Annotated in this window: 22 protein-coding genes and 1 pseudogene; 9 read left to right on the top strand and 14 right to left on the bottom strand. The window is 59.9% G+C overall.

Features of this window, described 5'->3' with window-relative positions:
- Nucleotides 1-40: 40 nt before the first annotated feature.
- Both mgtE and PO778_RS02010 read left to right on the top strand, forming a co-directional pair.
- Nucleotides 41-1,492: a magnesium transporter gene (gene mgtE, locus PO778_RS02015; protein WP_160729445.1), complete on the top strand. Its 1,452-nt coding sequence runs from the start codon at nucleotides 41-43 to the stop codon at nucleotides 1,490-1,492.
- Nucleotides 1,492-1,887 carry a DUF1489 domain-containing protein gene (locus tag PO778_RS02010; protein ID WP_160729444.1) on the top strand — a complete coding sequence of 132 codons (396 nt, stop codon included), beginning with the start codon at nucleotides 1,492-1,494 and terminating at the stop codon, nucleotides 1,885-1,887. Before mgtE ends, PO778_RS02010 begins: the two co-directional genes overlap by 1 nt.
- Before the next feature lie 18 nt (nucleotides 1,888-1,905).
- Here the strand turns inward: PO778_RS02010 and PO778_RS02005 are convergent, their stop codons facing one another.
- Genes PO778_RS02005 through PO778_RS01995 form a run of 3 tightly spaced genes read right to left on the bottom strand, consistent with a single transcriptional unit; the run spans nucleotide 1,906 to nucleotide 4,791 of the window.
- Nucleotides 1,906-2,601: a DsbA family oxidoreductase gene (locus PO778_RS02005; protein WP_271438431.1), complete on the bottom strand. Its 696-nt coding sequence runs from the start codon at nucleotides 2,599-2,601 to the stop codon at nucleotides 1,906-1,908.
- Nucleotides 2,598-3,479: an NAD(+) diphosphatase gene (gene nudC / locus PO778_RS02000; protein WP_235903573.1), complete on the bottom strand. Its 882-nt coding sequence runs from the start codon at nucleotides 3,477-3,479 to the stop codon at nucleotides 2,598-2,600. The genes PO778_RS02005 and nudC overlap by 4 nt, the downstream gene beginning before the upstream one ends.
- A 7-nt stretch (nucleotides 3,480-3,486) precedes the next feature.
- Nucleotides 3,487-4,791, bottom strand: coding sequence for a serine hydrolase domain-containing protein (locus PO778_RS01995; protein WP_271438430.1), 1,305 nt, complete (start codon nucleotides 4,789-4,791; stop codon nucleotides 3,487-3,489).
- A gap of 115 nt (nucleotides 4,792-4,906) precedes the next feature.
- Here PO778_RS01995 and PO778_RS01990 point away from each other — a divergent pair, with 115 nt between their 5' ends.
- Nucleotides 4,907-5,128 carry a hypothetical protein gene (locus PO778_RS01990; RefSeq protein WP_160729440.1) on the top strand — a complete coding sequence of 74 codons (222 nt, stop codon included), beginning with the start codon at nucleotides 4,907-4,909 and terminating at the stop codon, nucleotides 5,126-5,128.
- A gap of 11 nt (nucleotides 5,129-5,139) precedes the next feature.
- Here the strand turns inward: PO778_RS01990 and PO778_RS01985 are convergent, their stop codons facing one another.
- Nucleotides 5,140-6,165: an A/G-specific adenine glycosylase gene (locus PO778_RS01985; RefSeq protein ID WP_271438429.1), complete on the bottom strand. Its 1,026-nt coding sequence runs from the start codon at nucleotides 6,163-6,165 to the stop codon at nucleotides 5,140-5,142.
- A gap of 41 nt (nucleotides 6,166-6,206) precedes the next feature.
- On the opposite strand from PO778_RS01985, the gene PO778_RS01980 reads away from it, so the two are divergent.
- From PO778_RS01980 to smc, 4 genes are all read left to right on the top strand, one after another.
- The gene (locus PO778_RS01980) at nucleotides 6,207-6,800 is read left to right on the top strand and encodes a DUF721 domain-containing protein (protein WP_271438428.1); all 594 of its coding nucleotides are present in this window, start codon (nucleotides 6,207-6,209) and stop codon (nucleotides 6,798-6,800) included.
- A gap of 9 nt (nucleotides 6,801-6,809) precedes the next feature.
- On the top strand, nucleotides 6,810-7,478 hold the full coding sequence (locus tag PO778_RS01975) for a DsbA family protein (RefSeq protein WP_271438427.1): 669 nt from the start codon (nucleotides 6,810-6,812) through the stop codon (nucleotides 7,476-7,478).
- A gap of 95 nt (nucleotides 7,479-7,573) precedes the next feature.
- Nucleotides 7,574-8,326 carry a thioredoxin domain-containing protein gene (locus PO778_RS01970; protein ID WP_271438426.1) on the top strand — a complete coding sequence of 251 codons (753 nt, stop codon included), beginning with the start codon at nucleotides 7,574-7,576 and terminating at the stop codon, nucleotides 8,324-8,326.
- 37 nt (nucleotides 8,327-8,363) lie between these two features.
- Nucleotides 8,364-11,789 (top strand): chromosome segregation protein SMC, encoded by a 3,426-nt coding sequence (smc, locus tag PO778_RS01965; RefSeq protein WP_271438425.1) that lies wholly within the window; start codon nucleotides 8,364-8,366, stop codon nucleotides 11,787-11,789.
- Between the two features lie 406 nt (nucleotides 11,790-12,195).
- On the opposite strand, the pseudogene PO778_RS01960 reads toward smc, so the two are convergent.
- The 5 genes and pseudogenes from PO778_RS01960 to rpmF form a co-directional block, all read right to left on the bottom strand.
- Nucleotides 12,196-12,448, bottom strand: a pseudogene (locus PO778_RS01960) (MerR family transcriptional regulator); the annotation flags it as partial.
- A 3-nt stretch (nucleotides 12,449-12,451) separates the two neighbouring features.
- Entirely contained in the window at nucleotides 12,452-12,751 is a 300-nt protein-coding gene (locus tag PO778_RS01955; RefSeq protein WP_160729434.1) for an integration host factor subunit alpha, read from the bottom strand.
- Between the two features lie 110 nt (nucleotides 12,752-12,861).
- Nucleotides 12,862-13,827, bottom strand: coding sequence for a beta-ketoacyl-ACP synthase III (locus tag PO778_RS01950; RefSeq protein ID WP_160729433.1), 966 nt, complete (start codon nucleotides 13,825-13,827; stop codon nucleotides 12,862-12,864).
- The gene (plsX, locus tag PO778_RS01945) at nucleotides 13,824-14,885 is read right to left on the bottom strand and encodes a phosphate acyltransferase PlsX (protein WP_160729432.1); all 1,062 of its coding nucleotides are present in this window, start codon (nucleotides 14,883-14,885) and stop codon (nucleotides 13,824-13,826) included. Before plsX ends, PO778_RS01950 begins: the two co-directional genes overlap by 4 nt.
- 24 nt (nucleotides 14,886-14,909) lie before the next feature.
- A complete protein-coding gene (rpmF, locus tag PO778_RS01940) occupies nucleotides 14,910-15,089 on the bottom strand; it encodes a 50S ribosomal protein L32 (RefSeq protein WP_160729431.1) in 180 nt (59 codons plus the stop codon).
- Nucleotides 15,090-15,311: 222 nt separating this feature from the next.
- On the opposite strand from rpmF, the gene PO778_RS01935 reads away from it, so the two are divergent.
- Nucleotides 15,312-15,704, top strand: a complete 393-nt coding sequence (locus PO778_RS01935) for an MAPEG family protein (RefSeq protein ID WP_160729430.1) — start codon at nucleotides 15,312-15,314, stop codon at nucleotides 15,702-15,704.
- Nucleotides 15,705-15,710: 6 nt separating this feature from the next.
- On the opposite strand, the gene PO778_RS01930 is transcribed toward PO778_RS01935, so the two are convergent.
- The 4 genes from PO778_RS01930 to PO778_RS13675 all read right to left on the bottom strand — a co-directional run bounded on the left by PO778_RS01930 (nucleotide 15,711) and on the right by PO778_RS13675 (nucleotide 18,217).
- Nucleotides 15,711-16,352: an MBL fold metallo-hydrolase gene (locus PO778_RS01930; RefSeq protein ID WP_160730587.1), complete on the bottom strand. Its 642-nt coding sequence runs from the start codon at nucleotides 16,350-16,352 to the stop codon at nucleotides 15,711-15,713.
- A 147-nt stretch (nucleotides 16,353-16,499) separates the two neighbouring features.
- Complete coding sequence (locus tag PO778_RS01925) at nucleotides 16,500-17,234, bottom strand: class I SAM-dependent methyltransferase (protein ID WP_271438424.1); 735 nt, start codon at nucleotides 17,232-17,234, stop codon at nucleotides 16,500-16,502.
- 1 nt (nucleotide 17,235) lies between these two features.
- Nucleotides 17,236-17,727 (bottom strand): S24 family peptidase, encoded by a 492-nt coding sequence (locus PO778_RS01920; RefSeq protein ID WP_333908172.1) that lies wholly within the window; start codon nucleotides 17,725-17,727, stop codon nucleotides 17,236-17,238.
- Between the two features lie 310 nt (nucleotides 17,728-18,037).
- Nucleotides 18,038-18,217 carry a hypothetical protein gene (locus PO778_RS13675; RefSeq protein WP_438944371.1) on the bottom strand — a complete coding sequence of 60 codons (180 nt, stop codon included), beginning with the start codon at nucleotides 18,215-18,217 and terminating at the stop codon, nucleotides 18,038-18,040.
- On the opposite strand from PO778_RS13675, the gene PO778_RS01910 reads away from it, so the two are divergent.
- A complete protein-coding gene (locus PO778_RS01910; protein WP_271438422.1) occupies nucleotides 18,216-18,587 on the top strand; it encodes a hypothetical protein in 372 nt (123 codons plus the stop codon). The two genes, PO778_RS13675 and PO778_RS01910, sit on opposite strands and share 2 nt — an antisense overlap.
- Here the strand turns inward: PO778_RS01910 and PO778_RS01905 are convergent.
- Nucleotides 18,584-20,026, bottom strand: a complete 1,443-nt coding sequence (locus PO778_RS01905; RefSeq protein WP_271438421.1) for an aldehyde dehydrogenase family protein — start codon at nucleotides 20,024-20,026, stop codon at nucleotides 18,584-18,586. The genes PO778_RS01910 and PO778_RS01905 overlap by 4 nt on opposite strands.
- Nucleotides 20,027-20,045: the final 19 nt, after the last annotated feature.

Genomic DNA, 20,045 nt, shown 5'->3' with positions numbered 1-20,045 from the left:
CTGGGCTTGCTTTTCACCCCCGCCCCCTTAGACGAGCGGCATGGGGAACGAGACTTATCAGGACGATGAAGAGCTGATGATCGCCGATAAACCGGCGGAAGAAAGCGCGCGTCCCGATGACCGGATCGATGATGAACGTCTCGACGAGGAAAACACCCTGAAGGCTGACTATGTCCGTTCGGTGCGCGATGCGCTGGACGAAGGAGACAAGTCGCGGGTCTACGATCTGGTGGAACCGCTACACCCGGCCGACATCGCCGACTTGCTGGAACTGTTCGACCGTGATGACCGGCATACGCTGGCCGAGGCGATTACCGACCTGATGTCCAGCGACGTCATCGCGGAACTCAACGATTACGTCCGCGAAGACATGATGGAAGCGCTGCCAGCCGAGGCTGTAGCGCAAATCGCCGAACAGCTGGACACCGACGATGCCGTCCAGCTGATCGAAGATCTCGACGAGGATGACCAGCAAGCCATTCTGGCCGAGCTGGACGATGAAGATCGTGTCGCGATCGAAAGCGCGCTGGCGTATCCGGAAGAAACCGCCGGCCGCCTGATGAGCCACGAAGTTGTGGCGGTGCCTGAGCATATGACCGTGGGGGGCTTGATCGATTTCCTGCGCGAAAACGTCGATCTCGCCAATGATTTCTACGAAGTCTTTATCGTCGATCACAAGCATCACCCGGTCGGCACCTGTCAGCTGAGCTGGATCCTGCGCACACCGCGGAATATCGCCCTCTCCGACGTGATGAAACGCGACCAAACCCTGATCCCGGTCAGCCTTGATCAGGAAGAAGTCGCGTTGATGTTCCAGAAATACGCACTGATTTCTGCCGCCGTGGTCGATGAAAGCGGACGGTTGGTGGGTCAGATGACGGTGGATGACGTCGTCCACATCATTTCCGAAGAGGCGAGCGAAGACGCCCTGCTGATGTCCGGTGCGGGCGACGGCGACATCAACGAACCTATTCGGGAAGCGTATAGTTCCCGCGTCACTTGGCTGATCGCCAACCTTGGCACTGCGCTGATCGCCAGCTTGATCATCGCCTATTTCGGCGCTGCCATCGAGAAACTGGTCGCACTCGCCATCCTGATGCCGATTGTCGCCAGCATCGGCGGTAATGCCGGCACCCAGACAATGGCCGTGGCGGTCCGCGCGATCGCGATGAACCAGCTGACCGAAGCGAACACGATGCGCATTCTGTGGCGCGAACTGCGCGTTGCCATCCTCAACGGGCTGACCATCGCTGTTCTGATCGGATTGGCAACTGGTGCAATATTCACCCCGATGCTGGGCGCCGTAATCGCGCTGGCAATGGTCATCAACGTGGTGACCGCCGGTCTTGCCGGGGTGATGGTTCCGGTGATTTTCGAACGTTTGAAGCAGGACCCCGCGGTTGCCAGTTCGGTGTTCGTTACGATGATCACCGATTCGATGGGCTTCTTTGCATTCCTTGGATTGGCGGTGGCCGCCGGCCTGGCGAACTGATGCCGCTAAACATGACCAAGATCGCCTATCGCAGTGAAAGTATTCACACGCTGCGCGCCTGGGTCGAAGGGCAGCCTGACGGCGCGGTAATGACCACGCGCTATTTGCCCAAGCGGCATGAGGAAATGAAGGGCGGATCGCTTTACTGGATTCATGATCATTCGATCTGCGCCCGCAGCCCGATCAAGGAATTCCGCCAGCGCGACGACGGGCGCTGGAACATCATCCTTGAACCGCGACTTATCCTGGTTGAGGCACGGTACAAGAGGGCCCATCAGGGCTGGCGATATATGGAAGAAGACAAGGCCCCGCGCGATCTGGCCGAGAACGAACAGAGCGGCGATGTGCTGCCGGGCAAACTGCAGAACAAGCTGCGCAAGCTGGGGCTGGTTTAAACTGGCCTCGAAACGGCTTTAACCGCTGGCCGGAAATTTCGCGGCCACCCTGCGCAGCGCATTGGCGTAAACCTCTGGTGCCTGCGCCCCCGGGATCAACATTTTTCCGTCAACAATCATCGCTGGAACGCCGGTGATATTCAGATCCATTGCCTGCGCCTCTTCGGCCCTGACATGCCGGGCAATCTGTTCGTCATCCAGCGCCCGTTCCGCTTCCGTGCGATCCAGGCCGGTTTCAGCAACAACATCGAGCAAAACCTGCCGCTGGCCGATATTGCGCCGCTTGTTGAAATGCGCCTCGAACAGCGCGAGTTTCAGCCGGTGCTGAGCCTGCGGTCCGTGAGTGTGGAGTGCCCATGACAGCGCCTTGTGCGCGTCGAACGTGTTCCACATCATCGCGGGCGGTGCCTCGCCTTCACCGTCATAGTCGAGAGACACCCCCGCCTGCTGCGCCACGCTGCGCATCTGACCGCGCACGGCCTGCGTTTCTTCCGCAGTCCGGCGATATTTGCGGGCGATGTGTTCGGCCTGCTCTTCACCCTGCTGGGGCATATCCGGATTCAGTTCAAACGGCCGCCAGCGGATTTCCGCCTCAATCTCACCTTCCAGTTGAGCCAGCCCGTTTTTTAGCTGGCCGTAGCCGATGATGCACCACGGGCACATCACGTCGGAATAGATGTCGATGGTCATTTTGCGCGGTGTCTGATCGGTCATTGCGGGTCCTTGTTGAGCCACCAGTTCAGCAGGTGATGCGCGATTGCCTGACGCGGCGGCGTATTTATCGGCGCGCCTGCATCACCGTTCATCGCTGCACGCACTTCCTCCCGCGTAAACCAGCGGGCATCGGCCAGCTCCGTGGTGTCGAGCGTGATTTCAGGCGCCTCTGCAGTCGAATAGCACCCCATCATCAGTTGCGAGGGGAACGGCCAAGGCTGGCTGGCGATATATTCCACATTGCCTGCAACCACGCCTGTTTCCTCAAGGACTTCGCGAGCCACGGCTTCCTCGATACTTTCACCCGGCTCGACAAAGCCGGCAAGCGCCGAATACGCCCGTTCCGGCCAGCCGAGGCCGCGGCCAAGAAGCAGCTTCGCATCATGTTCCACCAGCATGATCGTGACCGGGTCTGTCCGGGGGAAATGCTGGGTCTGGCACGATCCGCAATTTCGCTGCCAGCCGCCCTTGGCGATCGACGTGTCGGAACCGCATGCAGAGCAGAACCGGTGGCGTGCGTGCCAGTCCGTTATACTGCGCGCGCCGCCATAGATCGCCAGATCATCGGCGCTGAGCGTGGCCATGATTGCCCACAGATTCGGGTTCGCCATACGCGGGCTCGCATCGCCTTGCGCAGGGACGGCAGCAAAGCATGGCTTCCCATCGTCCAGCCCCAGAAACACCAGCTCCGCATCTTCTGCTGCGTCGGCCAGCGTTCCCCACACCAGCTCGCCTGCATCTCCGATTTCCGGCATCAGCCCGTCGAGTTTGAGGAGCCGTGCGCGCCAGTTCATCATTCCGGCAATCGCCTCGGGATCAGCGCGCAGATTATCAGCCCGGTCCAAACGCGAACCGGTGAATGCAATCGGTTTCGTCATCACTGGATTATGCGCCCTGCAGAACTGCCAGATCCTTCAGCACCAGATCGGGGAATTCCCGCTGGATGCCATAAGATTCGGCTGGCATGTACTGTGTGAAGTTGCCCGCACGAAGTCCGCTCTCGATATCACAGAATGCGGTGGTTCCGGCAGCACCGCCCCAGCCATAGGTTGACCCGGTGACACGGCCGCCAGCACCGAACCCTTGGCCCGCCACCCAAGTACCGCTGAGATCGACAGCTTCTGGCAGAATATTGCTGGTGCCAAGGCGAACAGCCTCTTCGCTCATCACCCGCTCTCCATCGATCTCGCCAAGGCCAACGAGCATCCGCTGGAACCGGTCGAAATCTGCCGGGCTGCTGACCAGCCCTGCACCGCCGAATGGGAAGGCAGGCTTGTCGAGATAGATCGAGGCCATGCCCGGATCGATCGGCAGCGGAGTGCCGTTCATGATCCCGTAATTGGTGGTCAGACGGCCGACCTGTGCCTGAGGTACGCGGAAATATGTGCTGTTCATCCCCGCCGGTTCGAACAGGCGGGTGCTCAGGAAACGATCGAACGGCATACCCGAGACAACTTCGATCACCCGACCCAATAGGTCGAGACCAACCGAATAGCTCCATTTTGTGCCGGGTTGATAAACCAGCGGCAGCTTTGCCAGACCATCTGCGAATTTCTCAAGACTGTCGACCGGATTGCCGCGGCCCAAACCAGGTATCGGCAACCTGCTGACCTGTCCCGGGATCAGACCATGCTGCTCGTATGCATCCTTGATCGGACCCTTTTGGATGATCCCGTAACCAAGGCCAGCAGTATGCGTCAGCATATGGCGGATGGTGATTTCCGTCTTGGCAGGTTCGAGGTTTTCTTCACCTATGCTGCCGTCATATTCCTTCTGCACCTGCATGTTTGCGAACGCAGGAAGGATTTCGGAAAGCGGCGTGTCCAATGTAATTTCGCCGTCTTCGATCAGCATCATCGTGGCCATGCCGGTGACAGGTTTGGTGTTGGAATAGATGCGATACAGGCTGTCAGTATCGGCTTCGGTGCTGCCGCCAAAGGCAAGCGTTCCGCGCGCAATCACGTCAGGCGCGTTCTGCCCCCAGCCCAGCGTTGCCACCATATTGGCCACCTTGCCCGATGCAACGTAGTCTTCCACCGTCGCCAACACATTGGGCCAATGGCCGCCATGCGCCAATGCCATGCGACCCATCGGCAGCGCGGAAAGGGCAGCACCCGCACCCAGCCATGCGCCGCCCCGCAGCAAAGAACGGCGGGAAAATTCTTGATCGTTGAAATTGCGAAACGCCATGGCCGGATCCTCTGTTGGAAATATATTTTGCAGCTGTTTGGGGGAATGATCCTGAACGGTCAATTGCATGCTTTTCACCCTTGAACAGGCGAAGTGTGCTACTTATATAACACACATGTTCAATATCATCTCTATCCTCATCGGGATCGTCGCCCTTGTTCTCGCTATACCTTCAGCCATCCCGCTGCTTGGGTGGGGCAATTGGATCGTCCTGCCCATTGCCGTGCTTGGCGCAGGCATCGGCGCACTTTCATCGAGCAATGGTGGACGCAATTTCTGCCTGATCGTGTTCATCATCGCGGTCATCCGCCTCAGCCTTGGTGGCGGCATCATCTGACCAAGGGCTGGCTAACGCCCGGCTAAGGCAAGCTGTGCGGCCTTGGCATACAGCGTCGGCAAGCCCGCTTCGCCAAGTTCGCCTAAGGGCCACCATTGCCCTTCGCGGTCTGCAGGGGCGGCGTCGACCTGGCCGATTTTCACAGACAGTTCCAGATGTGCGTGAGTGAATGTGTGGCGTACGGAACCTGCTGCTTGCCAGTCAGCGTCTACGGGCGGCTGCCCAGTGCCATCGCTTCGTGCAGTCCACCCATCATCGGGTAGCGCGCGCATTCCGGCGAGCATGCCGTTCCCCTGCCTGGTCTCAAGCCAGACATGACCGGCGCACTCAATCCAGAATGCGGTCCCGGTCCGGTTCGGCTTCGGTTTCTTCTGTGCCTTGACCGGAAACCTCTCTGGCTCCCCGATTTTGCGGGCCTCGCAATGCGCATTTAGAGGGCAAAGGCTGCAAACCGGATTGCGCGACGAACACACTCCCGATCCCAGATCCATCATCGCCTGCGCAAAATCACCTGCGCGGGCATCAGGCGTGATCGCGTCGGCTTTTTCGCGGATGGCCTTGCGTGCGCCCGGCAAAGGCTCGTCAATCGCAAACAGGCGGGAAACCACCCGTTCGACATTGGCATCAACCACTACAGCCCGCCGACCAAACGCGATCGCAGCGACCGCTGCCGCCGTATAAGCGCCAAGCCCGGGCAGTTCGCGCAGACCAGCCTCGGTTTCGGGAAACGCTCCGGCCTCACCGACAACGCGTGCGCATTTCACAAGATTTCGCGCGCGCGAATAATATCCCAGACCCGCCCAGGCAGCCATGATCTCTTCTTCCGGCGCCGCCGCGAGATCGGCTATGGTTGGCCAGCGCTGTGTGAATTTCGCGAAATACGGCTTCACCGCCGCCACGGTTGTCTGCTGCAGCATCACCTCGGACAGCCAGACCCGGTAAGGGTCCGGCGCCGGCTTCCCGGGAAGCGCGCGCCACGGCAAATCACGCGCATGGCGGTCATACCATGCGAGCAGCTCCCCTCCGATCATATCCATGCTGGCAGTCACGCCGCGGCTATGGCATGGCCTGCCGCACGATGGAACGGGATAGCGACTCTTCGAAGGCAAAAGGTGCCGCTGCAAAAGCTGGCGGACTGAAATCCGCGAAGCCGAGGGCCGGAAAAGCGAAATATGGCCAGAAATACGAACGCCCCCGTGGCGGCGCGGCCAAACCCATTTCCGAATTGATGCCGCAAATCGGTCGCACCGCGTTTCGCCGGTTCGGCTTTGTGCAATCGTCTGTCGTCACCCGCTGGCCCGAAATTGTCGGCCCGCACCATGCAAAGGTTTGCGCGCCCGAGGCGATCCGCTTTCCGCCCGGTGACAAGGAAAACGGCATCCTGCAGCTTGTCGTCTTGCCCGCCCATGCCCCGCTGATCCAGCATGTGATCCCGGAAATCATGGAGCGGGTGAACCGGTTTTTCGGGTATCAGGCAGTTACCAAGGTCAAAATCCGGCAAGGCTCGGTTAAGCCTCCGTCTGATGAAAGGCGCAGCAGTGCACCGCCGTCGCTGAAGCCGATCCCCATGGAACTCGGGGAAAGTCTGCGCGATGTGGGTGACCCGGAACTCCGTACCGTTCTGGAATCGCTTGCCCGCAGTCTGGGAAACCAGGCGGAAAATGAGAGATAGGGGATTTTTGTGAAGCAGATTGTTCGTGCAGCCGGCCTGGTGGTGGCAGCATTCCTCAGCGTTGGTGCCAATGGCAACTGGAACACCAATGTCGTCGAGACTGATCGCGGATACGAAATCGGCAATCCCGATGCCGATGTCCACCTGATCGAATTCGTCAGCTACACCTGCCCTCACTGCGCCGACTTCACCATTCAGGGCGAGGCACCGCTACAGCTAGCCTATATCGGGCCGGGCAAGATGAAATTCGAAGTGCGGTCATTCATCCGCAACGACGTCGATCTCGCGGCGACGATGCTGGTGCAATGCGGCGACAACAGCAAATTCCTGCAGAACCACACCATGTTCATGACCAAGCAGAGCGCATGGCTTGGCGAAGCGCGCAAGGCATCGGATGCCCAACTGGCCCAATGGCTGAACGGCAGCGCATCTGGCAGGCAGTCGATGGCATCTGCGCTAGGCTTCTACAAAATGATGGAAACCCGCGGCTATGGCCGGCCGGAACTGGACAAATGCCTCAGCGATCAGGCCCTGGCCGACAGGCTCAGCTCGAATACGCAAAAGGACATGACCGATTTCGGCGTGCGCGGCACACCCAGCTTCGTGGTTAACGGAGCACTGCTGGAAAATGTGCATGGCTGGCAGCCGCTGGAACAGCATCTCAACACGCTTTATTGAGGGATAAGACGGGGGAGAAGCTGTGGATAGCGCCCCTGCCTGCTTTACCCTTCCCCCCCATCGTATAGCCTTCCCATTCGCAAGAGGAACCTGACATGACGACCACGACTTTCCGCAAGCTGGCATTTGCAACGCTCGCAGCCCCGCTCACTTTGGGACTGGCCGGTTGTGACAGCGCGCCTGAAGGCGGCGCGGCTACATCAGAGCCCATCGCCCCAATCGAGGCTCCGGCTGGTCAGCAATGGACCGACATCGTCAACGTGTCGGAATCGGATGGTTATATCCTCGGCAACCCCGACGCGCCGATCAAGGTCATCGAATACGCTTCGCTTACCTGCCCTGCCTGCGCTGCCTTCGCGGCCAACGGCGCAGAACAGCTGAAGTCGGAATATGTCAGCACAGGCCGGGTCAGTTTCGAACTGCGCAACCAGATCCACGGGCCGCACGATCTTGCCTTGGCAACGATGGTCCGCTGCGGGGCGAAAGAAAGCTTCCACCCGCTATCGGATCAGGTCTGGACGAACCTCCAGCAGGTGCTCCAGCCAATCTTCGACAACGCCGAAGCGGTCGAGCAATCGCTCACTCTTCCTGAAGATCAGCGACTTGTACAATTGGCGGAAATCGGCGGTTTCTACGACTTCTTCGCGGCTCGCGGCCTCAGCACGGATCAAGCGCGCCAGTGCCTCGCAGATGCCGACAAGTACAAGCAGATCGCTGAGAATTCGACGACCCAGTCGAACGAACTTGATGTGACCGGTACGCCGACATTCTTCATCAACGGGCGCAAGCTTGACGCCAATTCCTGGACTCAGATCGAACCTGAGCTGCAACGTGCCGGCGCTCGCTAAGGGCACGTAGCTACGAAGAGGGGGGAAAGCGCCAGCGATGCTCATAAAGCGGCTCAAGCTCAGTGGCTTCAAAAGCTTCGTAGAGCCAGCCGAATTGCGCATCGAACCGGGGCTGACCGGTGTTGTCGGACCAAACGGGTGCGGCAAATCCAACCTGCTTGAGGCGATCCGCTGGGTCATGGGCGAAAATTCGCCCAAATCCATGCGGTCCGGCGGGATGGAAGACGTGATCTTCGCGGGCACCGAAACCCGCCCGCAGCGCGATTTTGCCGAGGTCGTCCTTCATGCGGAGGACGATTTCGGCGAAGAGCTGGAGGTCATGCGCCGCATCGAGCGCGGAGCCGGCAGCGCTTACCGCGTTAACGGCAGCGATGTGCGGGCGAAGGACGTTTCGCTTACCTTCGCCGATGCCGCCACTGGCGCGCACAGCCCCGCATTGGTCAGTCAGGGCAAGATCGCACAAGTCATTGCCGCCAAACCTGCCGAACGCCGCCAGATGCTGGAAGAGGCAGCGGGCATCGCAGGTCTGCACGTTCGCCGGCGCGATGCAGAAAGCAAACTCAGGTCCACAGAGAAGAATCTCGAACGCCTCGAAGACCTGATGGCAGGCCTCGATTCGCAAATGGCTTCGCTCAGGCGACAGGCGAAGCAGGCTGAACGCTATACGAAGCTGACGGAACAGATCAGCGTGGCCGAAGCCCGCCTGCTGTTTGCGCGCTGGCGTGATGCCGCCGCGGCTGCAGATGCCGCCCGCAAGCAGGCCGAATCTGCCGAACAGCGCGTGAATGTGGCAAAGGGCGAAAGCGCCGAAGTCCAGAAAGCGCAGCATGAAGCAGCCAAGGTGCTCGCCGAAGCACGCGAGGAACAGGCCGACCGCCGCGACGACGCCAGCGCGCACGGGCACCGGATGGCCGCGCTCACTTCTCAGCTGGAAGCGGCTGAGCAGCGGCTCGCCGATCTCGACCGGCAAAAGGCGCGGCTGGAAGAAGATCGCGGCGATGCCGACCGGCTGACCAAAGATGCCGCACAGGCGCTCGCCCGGTTGGAGAAAGAGCTTTCCGGCAACGAAAAAACCCTCGCCGCAGATGAACAACGTCGCCCGGTACTTGCAGCGACTCTGGAAGATGCAGAACGCGCTGGTCGCAGCGCCGAACTGGCGCTTGCGAAGGCAACTGCCGATCACGCGGGGGTCGAGGCAGAATGGCGGGTGGCCGAAGCTGAAATCACTCAGGCCCGCAGCCGCGTGGACCGCGTTCGTGCCGAAACCTCGCGGCAGGAAGAAGCACGAGCTGCCCTTTCATCATCTGGCGACCCGGAGCAGGCGGTTCTGGAGGCAAAAGCCAATGCCGAGGATGCAGGCAAGGATGTCGCTCGCCTGAAAAACAAGCTGGAGGATATGCGCGCCAGCAAACAGGCGCTGCAAACAGCCCGCGATGAAACCGGCAGCGCCCTGGCCAGCGCCAAGGCGGAGCTGGCCGGTATCGAGCGGGAACTGAACGCGCTCGTGCGGGACCGTGACGCGCGCGAACGGCAGCGGGCACAGCGTAGCGGGCTGCCCACCGCACTCGACGAAGTACGCGCGAAGCCGGGCTATGAACGGGCCGTTGCCGCGGTGCTCGGGCGTGATGCCAAGGCACCTCTCGGCAGCCCCGATGCGGGCAGCGAAGGGCGTTTCTGGACTGGCAGAGCAGCCCCGAAACCGGTGAACGACAGCCTCGTTAAATATGTGACCGCGTGCCCTGATCAATTGGCGGCTCGCCTCGCTCTGGTCCATGTCACGGACACTGATGACGGGCGGGAACTTGGCCCGGGCGAATGGTTGGTAACCCTCGGCGGACATTTGCGGAGATGGGATGGCTTCGTGGCACGCGGGGAAGGCGCTGCAGAAGCCGCGCGGCTTGAGGCTGAAAACCGGCTTGCACAACTCGAAGCGGAAATACCGGAAAAGCGGAAGGCAGCCGAGCAGGCAAAGAAGGCACAGGCCGAGGCGCAGAGTGAACTGACCGAATTGCAGCAATCACTTGTGGCGGCAGAACGCGATGTCGCCGAAGCTTCCGAGGCAGAGCGGCAGGCCCTGCGCGCACTGGATCAGGCCGAGACCGCCCGCGAAAGGATCGCTTTCCGGCTGAAAGAGCTTGAAGCGGCGAGGTCCGAACTTGCCGACCAGCAAAGACAGGCGGAAGAGGACCTGAAGGCAGCCGAAGATCGGAAATCCGCCCTGCCCGATCCTGAAACCGGGCGAGCGTCCCTCGAGGCGACTCGCGCGAAACACGAGGCTGCACGGTCCGCGTTGCAGGCAGCCACCGCAACGCTCGCCGCCCATGATCAGGCGCTCGCCGTTGCCCGCGAACGAACAGCGGCGCAGCGCAGCGACATGGCCAATTGGCAGACCCGATCCGGCGAAGCGGCTCAGCGTCTGTCTGATATGGCCCGGCGGTTCGAAGAGATAGCGGAAGAGCGAGCGGTGTTCGCGGCCAAGCCGGAAGGCCTGATGCGCGAAATTGAGCAGGGCGACACAGTGCGCACCAGATTGACTCAGGAGCTTGCCGATGCGGAGGCTGCTGTGGCTGAGGCCCAGGAAACCGCACAAGAAGCCGACCGCCGCTTTGCCGAAGTGAACGAAGCGCTGGCAACCGCACGCGAAGCGCGGGCCGGCCTGGCTGCGCGCGCCGAAAGCGAGGAAGCGCGCCGATCTGAAATGGCCCGCGTGTCGGGCGAGCGGTTCCAGTGCCCGCCACCAATGCTGGCACAGAAATTCGGTTTCGAATCAGATGAGGTTGGAAATTCCGGCCTTGAGGGCGAAGAACTCGAGAAGCTGAACGCCAGCCGCGAGCGCATTGGTCCGGTCAATCTGGTCGCCACGGAAGAACTGGCAAAGATCGAACAGGAACACGGTTCCAGCGCGGCGGAGCAGGCGGAACTACACGAGGCCGTCAACCGGCTACGCGGGTCAATCGGCAATTTGAATCGCGAAGGGCGCGAACGACTGAAGGCTGCGTTCGAACAAGTTGATACGCATTTCCAGCGCCTGTTCACGCGGCTGTTTAATGGCGGGCAGGCGCATCTGGCGCTGATCGACAGCGACGATCCGCTTGAGGCAGGATTGGAAATCTATGCCCAGCCACCCGGAAAGAAGCTGCAATCGCTCACCTTGCTTTCAGGCGGCGAACAGGCGCTGACCGCGATCGCTCTGATCTTCGGGCTGTTCCTGACCAATCCGGCACCCATTTGCGTCCTCGACGAAGTCGACGCGCCGCTGGACGATGCCAATATCGACCGTTTCTGCGATTTGCTGGATGCGATGGCGGCTGAGACCGACACTCGCTATCTGATTGTCACGCACAACGCCGTGACCATGAGCCGTATGCACCGCCTGTTTGGCGTGACCATGATCGAACAGGGCGTATCCCGGCTAGTCAGCGTGGATCTGGGTGCGGCAGAAAATCTGCTCGCTGCGGAGTAGGATCAGGCCGCGAGTGCGTCGGCCAGATTTGCCCTCAACACCTTCAATTTCGCGAGAATTTCCGCGCGCGGTATGGCGTCGGCATGCGTTTGGGGCTCGGTCTTGGTCAGCGACGGCGTTCCCGCCGGGGGCTCATTCGATTCTTGCGGCGACGCGGTGTCTTGCTCCGCTTCGCTCTCCGCCGGCTTACCGAAGAAATCCCCTACGCCGCCGTCCACCGCGATGGGGCTGTCAGCGCTGGACATGAAAGGGGGCGTCGAAGTCACTATACTGCTCTCCGTTTCCGCAGTTCCGCCATCGTTTGCGCGCGAATCGACACCGGTTGTGTCGGCGGTGCCGGGAATGTCTGCGCCAGAATCATCTACCGCTTCTGTGCCGTCCGTAGTTTTCGCTTGGCTGTTCGAGGCATCCCTGATGGCTTTTTTGGCGCCCTTCAGAGTGTAACCTTCATGATTGACCAGCCGGTCGATCGTTTCGATCAACTCGACGTCTTCGCTGCGATAATATCGCCGGCCGCCGCTTCGTTTGAGCGGTTCCAGCATGGGAAACTGTTGTTCCCAATAACGCAGGACGTGAGTCTTTATCCCCAGCGCCTTGCTGACTTCACCAATGGTACGAAGCGCGCCTTCGTCTTTTCCATCCTCGAATTGCGCGCTCATTTTTTATCCCTTGGCTATTCGTTCTTTAAGCAGCTGGCTTGCGCGGAAGGTCATGACGCGGCGCGGAGTAATCGGCACCTCGACACCCGTTTTCGGGTTTCGGCCAACACGTTCCTTCTTGTCGCGCAGAATAAAGCTTCCGAAACCGGAAATCTTCACATTTTCACCATCTGACATGGCTTCGCACATATGTGCGAGAATTGATTCCACCAGATCGAGCGATTCCGCCCGAGAAAATCCCATCTTGCGATTGATCGTTTCGGCGAGATCGGCCCTTGTCAGTGTGCTCACTGATCGAGACATTCGCTCACTCCCTTACCGGACGCGACCCGGAAATTTTTATCTTATGGCTTAATATGTAACCAGAAAATCGCATTCAGGCAAATTATCTTAGCCAGAAAATGCATTTTCATTCACATGCGGACGAGAGAGGCACCCCAAGTAAAGCCGCCGCCCATCGCCTCGAACATCACGAGGTCGCCTTTTTTGATCCGGCCATCGCGGATGCCGACGTCGAACGCGAGCGGTACGGATGCGGCTGAGGTGTTGGCGTGCTGGTCAACAGTGACGATCACTTTTTCCGCCGGAAGCCCGAGTTTGCGAGCAGTCGCATCGAGTATCCGCGCGTTTGCCTGATGCGGCACCACCCAGTCGATATCGCCCGGCGTGAAGCCGCTCGATGCGAGTGCTTCCTTGAGAACATCGGCCAAATTGACCACTGCATGGCGGAACACTTCGCGGCCCTTCATGCGCAATTTACCGACCGTTCCGGTGCTTGACGGCCCGCCATCAACATAAAGCAGCTGGTTATGGGCGCCATCGGCATGCAGTTTTGTATCGATGATGCCAGGGCCGCCATCGTCCACGTCCTGCACCTCTAGAACGAGCGCACCGGCACCGTCGCCAAACAATACGCAAGTGGTCCGGTCTTCCCAGTCGAGAATACGGCTGAATGTTTCAGCGCCGATGACCAGAGCACGCTTGCCCATGCCTGTACGAAGCATCGAGTCGGCAGTTGCCATGGCATAGAGAAAACCTGAACACACAGCCGCGACATCGAAAGCGATCCCGCCATTGCAGCCCAGATTATGTTGAACCTGTGTGGCGGTGGCGGGAAAAGTCTGGTCGGGCGTGGCAGTGGCCAACACGATCAGATCGATGTCCTTCGCCGCGACACCGGCAGCTTCCATTGCCTTTTCCGCAGCCTTTGTCGCGAGAGTAGAAGTGGTCTCTCCCTCACCCGCGATGTAACGCTGGCGGATACCGGTTCGTTCGACGATCCATTCGTCGCTCGTGTCCACTCGCTCTGCCAATTCGGCATTGGTGACAGCACGTCCCGGCAGGGCCGAACCGCTTCCGATGATGACTGAACGGATCACTTTGCGGCGGCGCTTTCACCGGCGCTTTCATCTGCGCGGCGTGCCTGCAGCTCAGCCAGATCGCTGGTGATACGGTGGGTCAAATTGTCTTCCAGCAGTTTCGCGGCGACAGTGACCGCGTTCGCGACACCTGCGGCATTTGCACTGCCATGGCTTTTCACGACAACGCCGTTCAGCCCCAGGAATACCGCGCCATTATGGTTGTTCGGATCAAGGTGGTGTTTCAGCAATTCGGTCGCGGGACGCGAAACGAGAAAGCCGATCTTGGACCGCAGCGAACTGGTGAAGGCGTTGCGCAGCAGGTCAGTAACGAACCGTGCCGTTCCTTCGATCGCTTTCAATGCGATATTACCGGAGAATCCATCGGTAACCACCACGTCGACTTCGCCGCGATTGATCTTGTCCGATTCGACATAGCCATCAAATCTGAAATCCAGCCCCGGTGCCGCTGCTTGCAACTCACTGGCCGCGTCGCGCAGACGGTCGAAACCCTTGATCTCTTCCGTGCCGATATTGAGCAAGCGTACACGCGGCTGGCGGCCCAGGATAATCCGCGAATACGCAGCGCCCATGATCGCGAACTGAACAAGGTTGCGTGCGTCAGCCTCGGTATTCGCACCGAGGTCGAGCATGATCACATCATCATCTTCGAGAGTGGGCATGACCGCAGCAAGAGCCGGACGATCGATCCCAGGCATCGTGCGCAAGGCAAGCTTGCTCATCGCCATCAATGCACCGGTGTTACCCGCGCTGACTGCAGCGCCGGCATCACCTTGCTTGACGGCATTCACCGCAAGACCCATCGATGTGGTCTTGGCACGGCGAAGCGCCTGGGTGGGGATTTCATCACCGCCCACCACATCATCGCAATGCAGAATTTCGGATGCCCCACGCATGTTGGGATGTTGATCGAGAGCGGTTTTGATTCGCGCCTCGTCACCTACCAACAGGAACTGGAACTGGTCATGTCGGCGGCGCGCCTCGGCAGCGCCGTCGATCATCACGCGCACGCCTTCGTCGCCGCCCATCGCATCAACAGCGATACGCGGCAGACTCATGAGCGCAATCTCCGAAAAACGGTCTTAAAGACCGACAGCGACGATTTCGCGTCCGTTGTAGTGGCCGCAAGCGTTGCACAGATTGTGCGGACGCTTGAGCTCGCCACAGTTGGAGCATTCATGGAATGCTTCCGGCTTGAGCGAATCGTGCGAACGACGGATGCCACGACGATGCGGCGATACTTTTCTCTTAGGGACAGCCATAGCGGCACCTGTTCCTTGATAAACTGCAGTTTGTTAAAGCCGCTCTAGGCGAAGCCACATCCGCGCACAAGTGCGTGGAATCAGGCCCGGCCATGACGGGAAGACGCGCCCTATAACCCATATTGGCGCGCATGCAACCCGCGCATTGCAACGATTGCACATTCTCACTAGCACCGCTGCACCGATGTTTTTGCATTTCGGGGCATGAGAGAGGGACCACCAATGCTGTTACCAGTAACACTTTGCACAGCCGCCGCCGCTGGCATTCTGACCCTGTGGATGATGGTCCGCACCGGGCAAATTCGCGCAAAGGCGCACATCGCGCATGGTGACGGCGACAATCCGCATCTGGTCCGCAGGATGCGCGCACAGCTCAATTTCGTTGAAAGCGCGCCGTTCATTTTGTTTCTGATCGCCGGAATCGAATTATCGGGCAAAGGCGCGCAGTGGCTCGGCTATGTTGCCGCATTCTATGTTCTTGGACGCGTGGCGCACACGGTCGGTATGGACAATGAAGAAGTCGGCAAACCGCGCATGATCGGCGTTGCGATCACGATGCTCACCCTTCTCGGCCTGTCGGTAGCTGCGGTGCTGATTGCTGCGAGGGTAATTTAAACCTGCTTAGCTCAGGGCGTAATCGCTGACGAACTGGTTTGTCTTGCGTTCGTGACCGAAGGTGCTGACCGGGCCGTGGCCGGGGATGAACGTCACGTCTTCGCCCAGCGGCCACAGTTTTTGCGTGATCGCATCGATCAGGTCCTGATGGTTGCCCATCGGGAAATCGGTGCGGCCGATTGATCCCTGAAACAGCACATCGCCAACCACCGCGAACTTGCTCGGCCGGTGAAAGAAAACCACGTGGCCGGGCGTATGGCCGGGGCAGTGAATGACCTCGAGCGTCAGATCGCCCACGGTTACCGTGTCGCCATCGTCCAGCCAGCGATCCGGTTCAAAAACTTCCCCGCGAATGCCGTATTTCGCGCCATCTTCGCCAAGCCGTGAAATCCAGAACCGGTCAGCTTCATGCGGGCCTTCGATCGGCAGGCCGAGCTCCTTCGCCAACACACCGCTTTCGCCGCAATGATCGATATGGCCGTGCGTGATCAGGATTTTCTCCAGTTCCACCCCGGCTTTCGCAACGCCCGCTTTCAGTTTCTCCAGATCACCGCCCGGGTCGACCAAAGCGCCCTTCATTGTCTTGGTGCACCAGATCAGCGAGCAATTCTGCTGCAGCGGTGTCACCGGCATAATGGCGGCTTTCATCGGGGGGATTGCGGATGCTTCAGTCATGGTGGTGATGTGGCGGCTGCAGAGGTATGATGCAAGTCCCACCGCAGGCTCCAGTATGAGTCCCCCACCGCGCCAGCCCCAGCGCCGTGCCCCATGCACGGCTAGGTCAACGGCGGTAGATCAGGGTCTCGCCACTACCAGACGGTAACCGCAGTCGATTTCGTCCTTCGCCAGCAGCGAACCGTAGCGCCCTTCCCACACGCCCGATTCGAGATCGGCACGCAGCGCCGCCAATTGTTCGCTGACATCGCCAAGCGCCCAGAATGACGACATGGCACGCCGGACACGGTCATCCAGATACGCTGCAGGGCGCCGCCAATACGCGCTCAAAAAACCGTCAGTGCAGTCATGCGGGATCATCACAGGAGAGATTTCGACGGGCCCGAGCCACCGCTCATAGTCATTCATTGCGGGCATCTGCCCTTCATCCAGAGTGATCAGGTCGGGAAAATAATCGGTCAGCCAGAAGCCGCGAAATGCAGGGTCAAAGGTCAGCAGCACGATGTTCCCCCGCGTAACCCTGCGCATTTCCGCCAGCCCCGCTTGCTGATCGGACCAGTGATGGATGGTCAGAATCGCCATCGATGCATCGAAACTGTCATCGGCAAAGGGCAGACTTTCGGCGCTCGCCTGCACGGCCGGCGCGGCTGATGCTGCACGTTGACTGATCATCTCTGATGAAGGCTCGACCGCTGTGACGTCCTTGTCCTCCGGCTCATAAGAGCCCGCACCCGCACCAACGTTTAAGATCGTCTGCACGCCGCCCAATGCCAAGTGGATCGCCGCAGCAATGCGGGGATCGGGCTGACGCAGCTTGGCGTAATCCAGGCCGATCGCATCGTAGCGTACCCCCATGTCAAAGCCTCCCGCTCTTCCACACCACCCGGCCGATAATCTCGACATCTTCCGCCCGCACTTCGATTGGCGGATAGGACAGGTTCTGGCTCAACAGCGATAACCGCCCCCCGCCTTGCGAGGCAACACGCTTCACCAACAGGCTGTCGTCCAACCGGACGACATGGATACCGTCGCGGAACGGCTTGGGCGACCGGTCGACCAGGACTTCATCCCCGGCGCGGAGCAGCGGCTCCATCGAATCGCCTTCGACCGCGATTGCGGAGAGATACGATCCGTCCAGACCCTGTTCGCGCAGCCATTTGCGAGAGAACCTGAAATTGTCGAACGGGATCTCTGCTCCCGCCGCGCGGCCCGGCCCGGCAGACGCACTCAGCGGAAGACGCGGCACATCGACCCAATCGCTCTGGAGAGGCAATGGGCGAGTCGGATTATAGGATTTTTCCTCCGGCCCTCCCAGTTCCGATTCGGCCACTCCGAAAAACTCGGCCAATTCTCGCCGATCCTCCTCCTCCAGTTTTCGCGGGCTACCTTTTCGGATAAACTGCTGAAGGTATGTTGGATTTCGGCCAATCATCTCTGACAGCCGAGCCAGAGAGCTGCCTCTGCTTTGCGATAGTTCCAGTAAGCGATCCCGTGCGTCCGACATAGTTTGTCCTCATTGCCGATTTTTTCCTACCTACACGATGTATTTTTCCTAGACAAGTAGGATTTCGGCGGCGACGACTCGGGCATTCAGCCGAATCGCTGCCTTTCAGCACCCGCGATTCACCCGTGCAATCCAATCGCAGAGGACCCGCATGCTAATCCGCAATATCGAGAAATTCCTTCGTCAAACCGGGATGCCCGCAACCAAATTCGGTCGCCTGGCAACCCATGATCCCCGCTTCGTGCTTGACCTTCGCAATGGTCGCATCCCCCGCAGCGACACGGAACGCCGGGTTCAGGAATTCATCCGCAGCTATGACCAGGAGCATGCTCATGTCGGCTGAAACCATGTTTGCAGAAAAGCGGGTCGAATTGTCACCACGCCGGGCACGGCGCGGTCCCGGTGAACGGCTGCGCACTGCGTTGCTGGTCCTTGCCGAAGGGTATGGCGAGGTTACCCACCATCAGGAACGCGGATGGGCCAGCATCACGTTTTCCGGCACCCGGCACGCCGTGCAGCTGGTCTTTGCAGGCGATGCCGCAGTCGAAGCGGGCGAAAACTTCGTCGCCGCCCTGCCCGATCACGAGTTCACCCTTTACGGCCAGCTGGTCGCTGACGCGGCAATCACCAGTGTTGAACACAGCCAGTTGCCTGAACCGCGGATGCTGGTTGAATGCGAACTGCTGTTGCTGCTGGACGGCTAGCCCGCGCTCTCGCGGCGAATGACGAGGTTGCGGATTTCGGACATGTCTTCCATCGCGAAGCGGATGCCCTCACGGCCCAGTCCGGAATCCTTGACCCCGCCATAGGGCATGTTGTCGACGCGGTAAGATGACACGTCGTTTACAACCACGCCGCCAACATCGAGTTCGTCCCACGCATCGAGCACCTTGTGTATGTCGCGCGTGAAGACGCCGGCCTGCAAACCGAATTTGGAATCGTTGACCTCTTTCAACGCTTTGCCGAAGTCGGAGAACTTGCTCAGCAGCGCCATCGGGCCGAACGCCTCTTCGCGGTATGCGTCGCAAGATGTATCGACATTCTCCAGCAAGGTAGCCTGCAGCATGTTGCCGTCGCGTTCGCCGCCGCACAGCAGCGTCGCGCCGGCTTCTACCGCGTCGTCGATCCAGCCCTTGAGCCGCTTGGCCTCACCTTCGGAGATCATCGGCCCGATAAATGTGTCACGGTTTTTCGGATCGCCGGAAACGAGGCTTTTCGTCTTCCCGATCAGCATGTCACGAAATTCGTCATAAACATCTTCGTGAATGATGATGCGCTGCACGCCGATACAGCTTTGTCCGGACTGGTAGAATGCGCCGAAAATGATCCGCTCCAGCGCGTGATCCAGGTCCGCATCCTTGTCGACCACAACGGCGGCATTGCCGCCCAGTTCCAGGATCACGGGTTTCTTGCCGGCCTTCGCCTTCAGGTCCCAGCCAACTCCGGGCGAACCGGTAAAGCTGAGCAGCTTGAGCCGGTCGTCGGTCGTGAACAGATCAGCCCCGTCGCGGCTGGCGGGCAGGATCGAGAACGCCCCTTCCGGCAAATCGGTTTCTGCCAGAACCTCGCCCATGATGATCGCGCCTAGCGGTGTCTTGCTGGCCGGTTTCATCACAAACGGGCAGCCAATAGCGATCGCCGGTGCGATCTTGTGGGCCGCCAGATTGAGCGGGAAATTGAACGGCGAGATGAAGCTGCACGGACCGATCGGCACGCGTTTCCACATGCCCATATACCCTTTGGCGCGCGCAGAGATGTCGAGCGGCTGCACCTCTCCGAAATTGCGGACGGATTCTTCCGCCGCGATTTTGAAGGTGTCGATCAAACGGTCGACTTCTCCCTCGGCATCGTTGATCGGCTTGCCCGCTTCGACGCACAGCGAATAGGCCAACTCGTCATACCGCTCCCGGAACCGCTTCACGCAGTGCTGCAGCACATCCTGCCGTTCGTAGCTGGCCATTTTTGCCATCGGCTCTGCCGCACGGACAGCACCTGCAATCGCTTCATCAATCACATCCGGCGTGGCGAGTGCAGTACGGAACGCCACCTCGTTGGTGAACTTATCCGTCACCTCTAGGTCGGTGTTAGGCTGCGCTGCCTTGTTGTTGAGGTAGAGCGGGTATGTATCCTTGAGCTTGACCATTTTCGGCCTCCTTTAACGC

Source organism: Pontixanthobacter luteolus, from assembly GCF_947494915.1.
GTDB lineage: Bacteria > Pseudomonadota > Alphaproteobacteria > Sphingomonadales > Sphingomonadaceae > Pontixanthobacter > Pontixanthobacter luteolus.
Note: the sequence above shows the minus strand (reverse complement) of the source record. Positions and strands in the feature narration are given on the sequence as shown.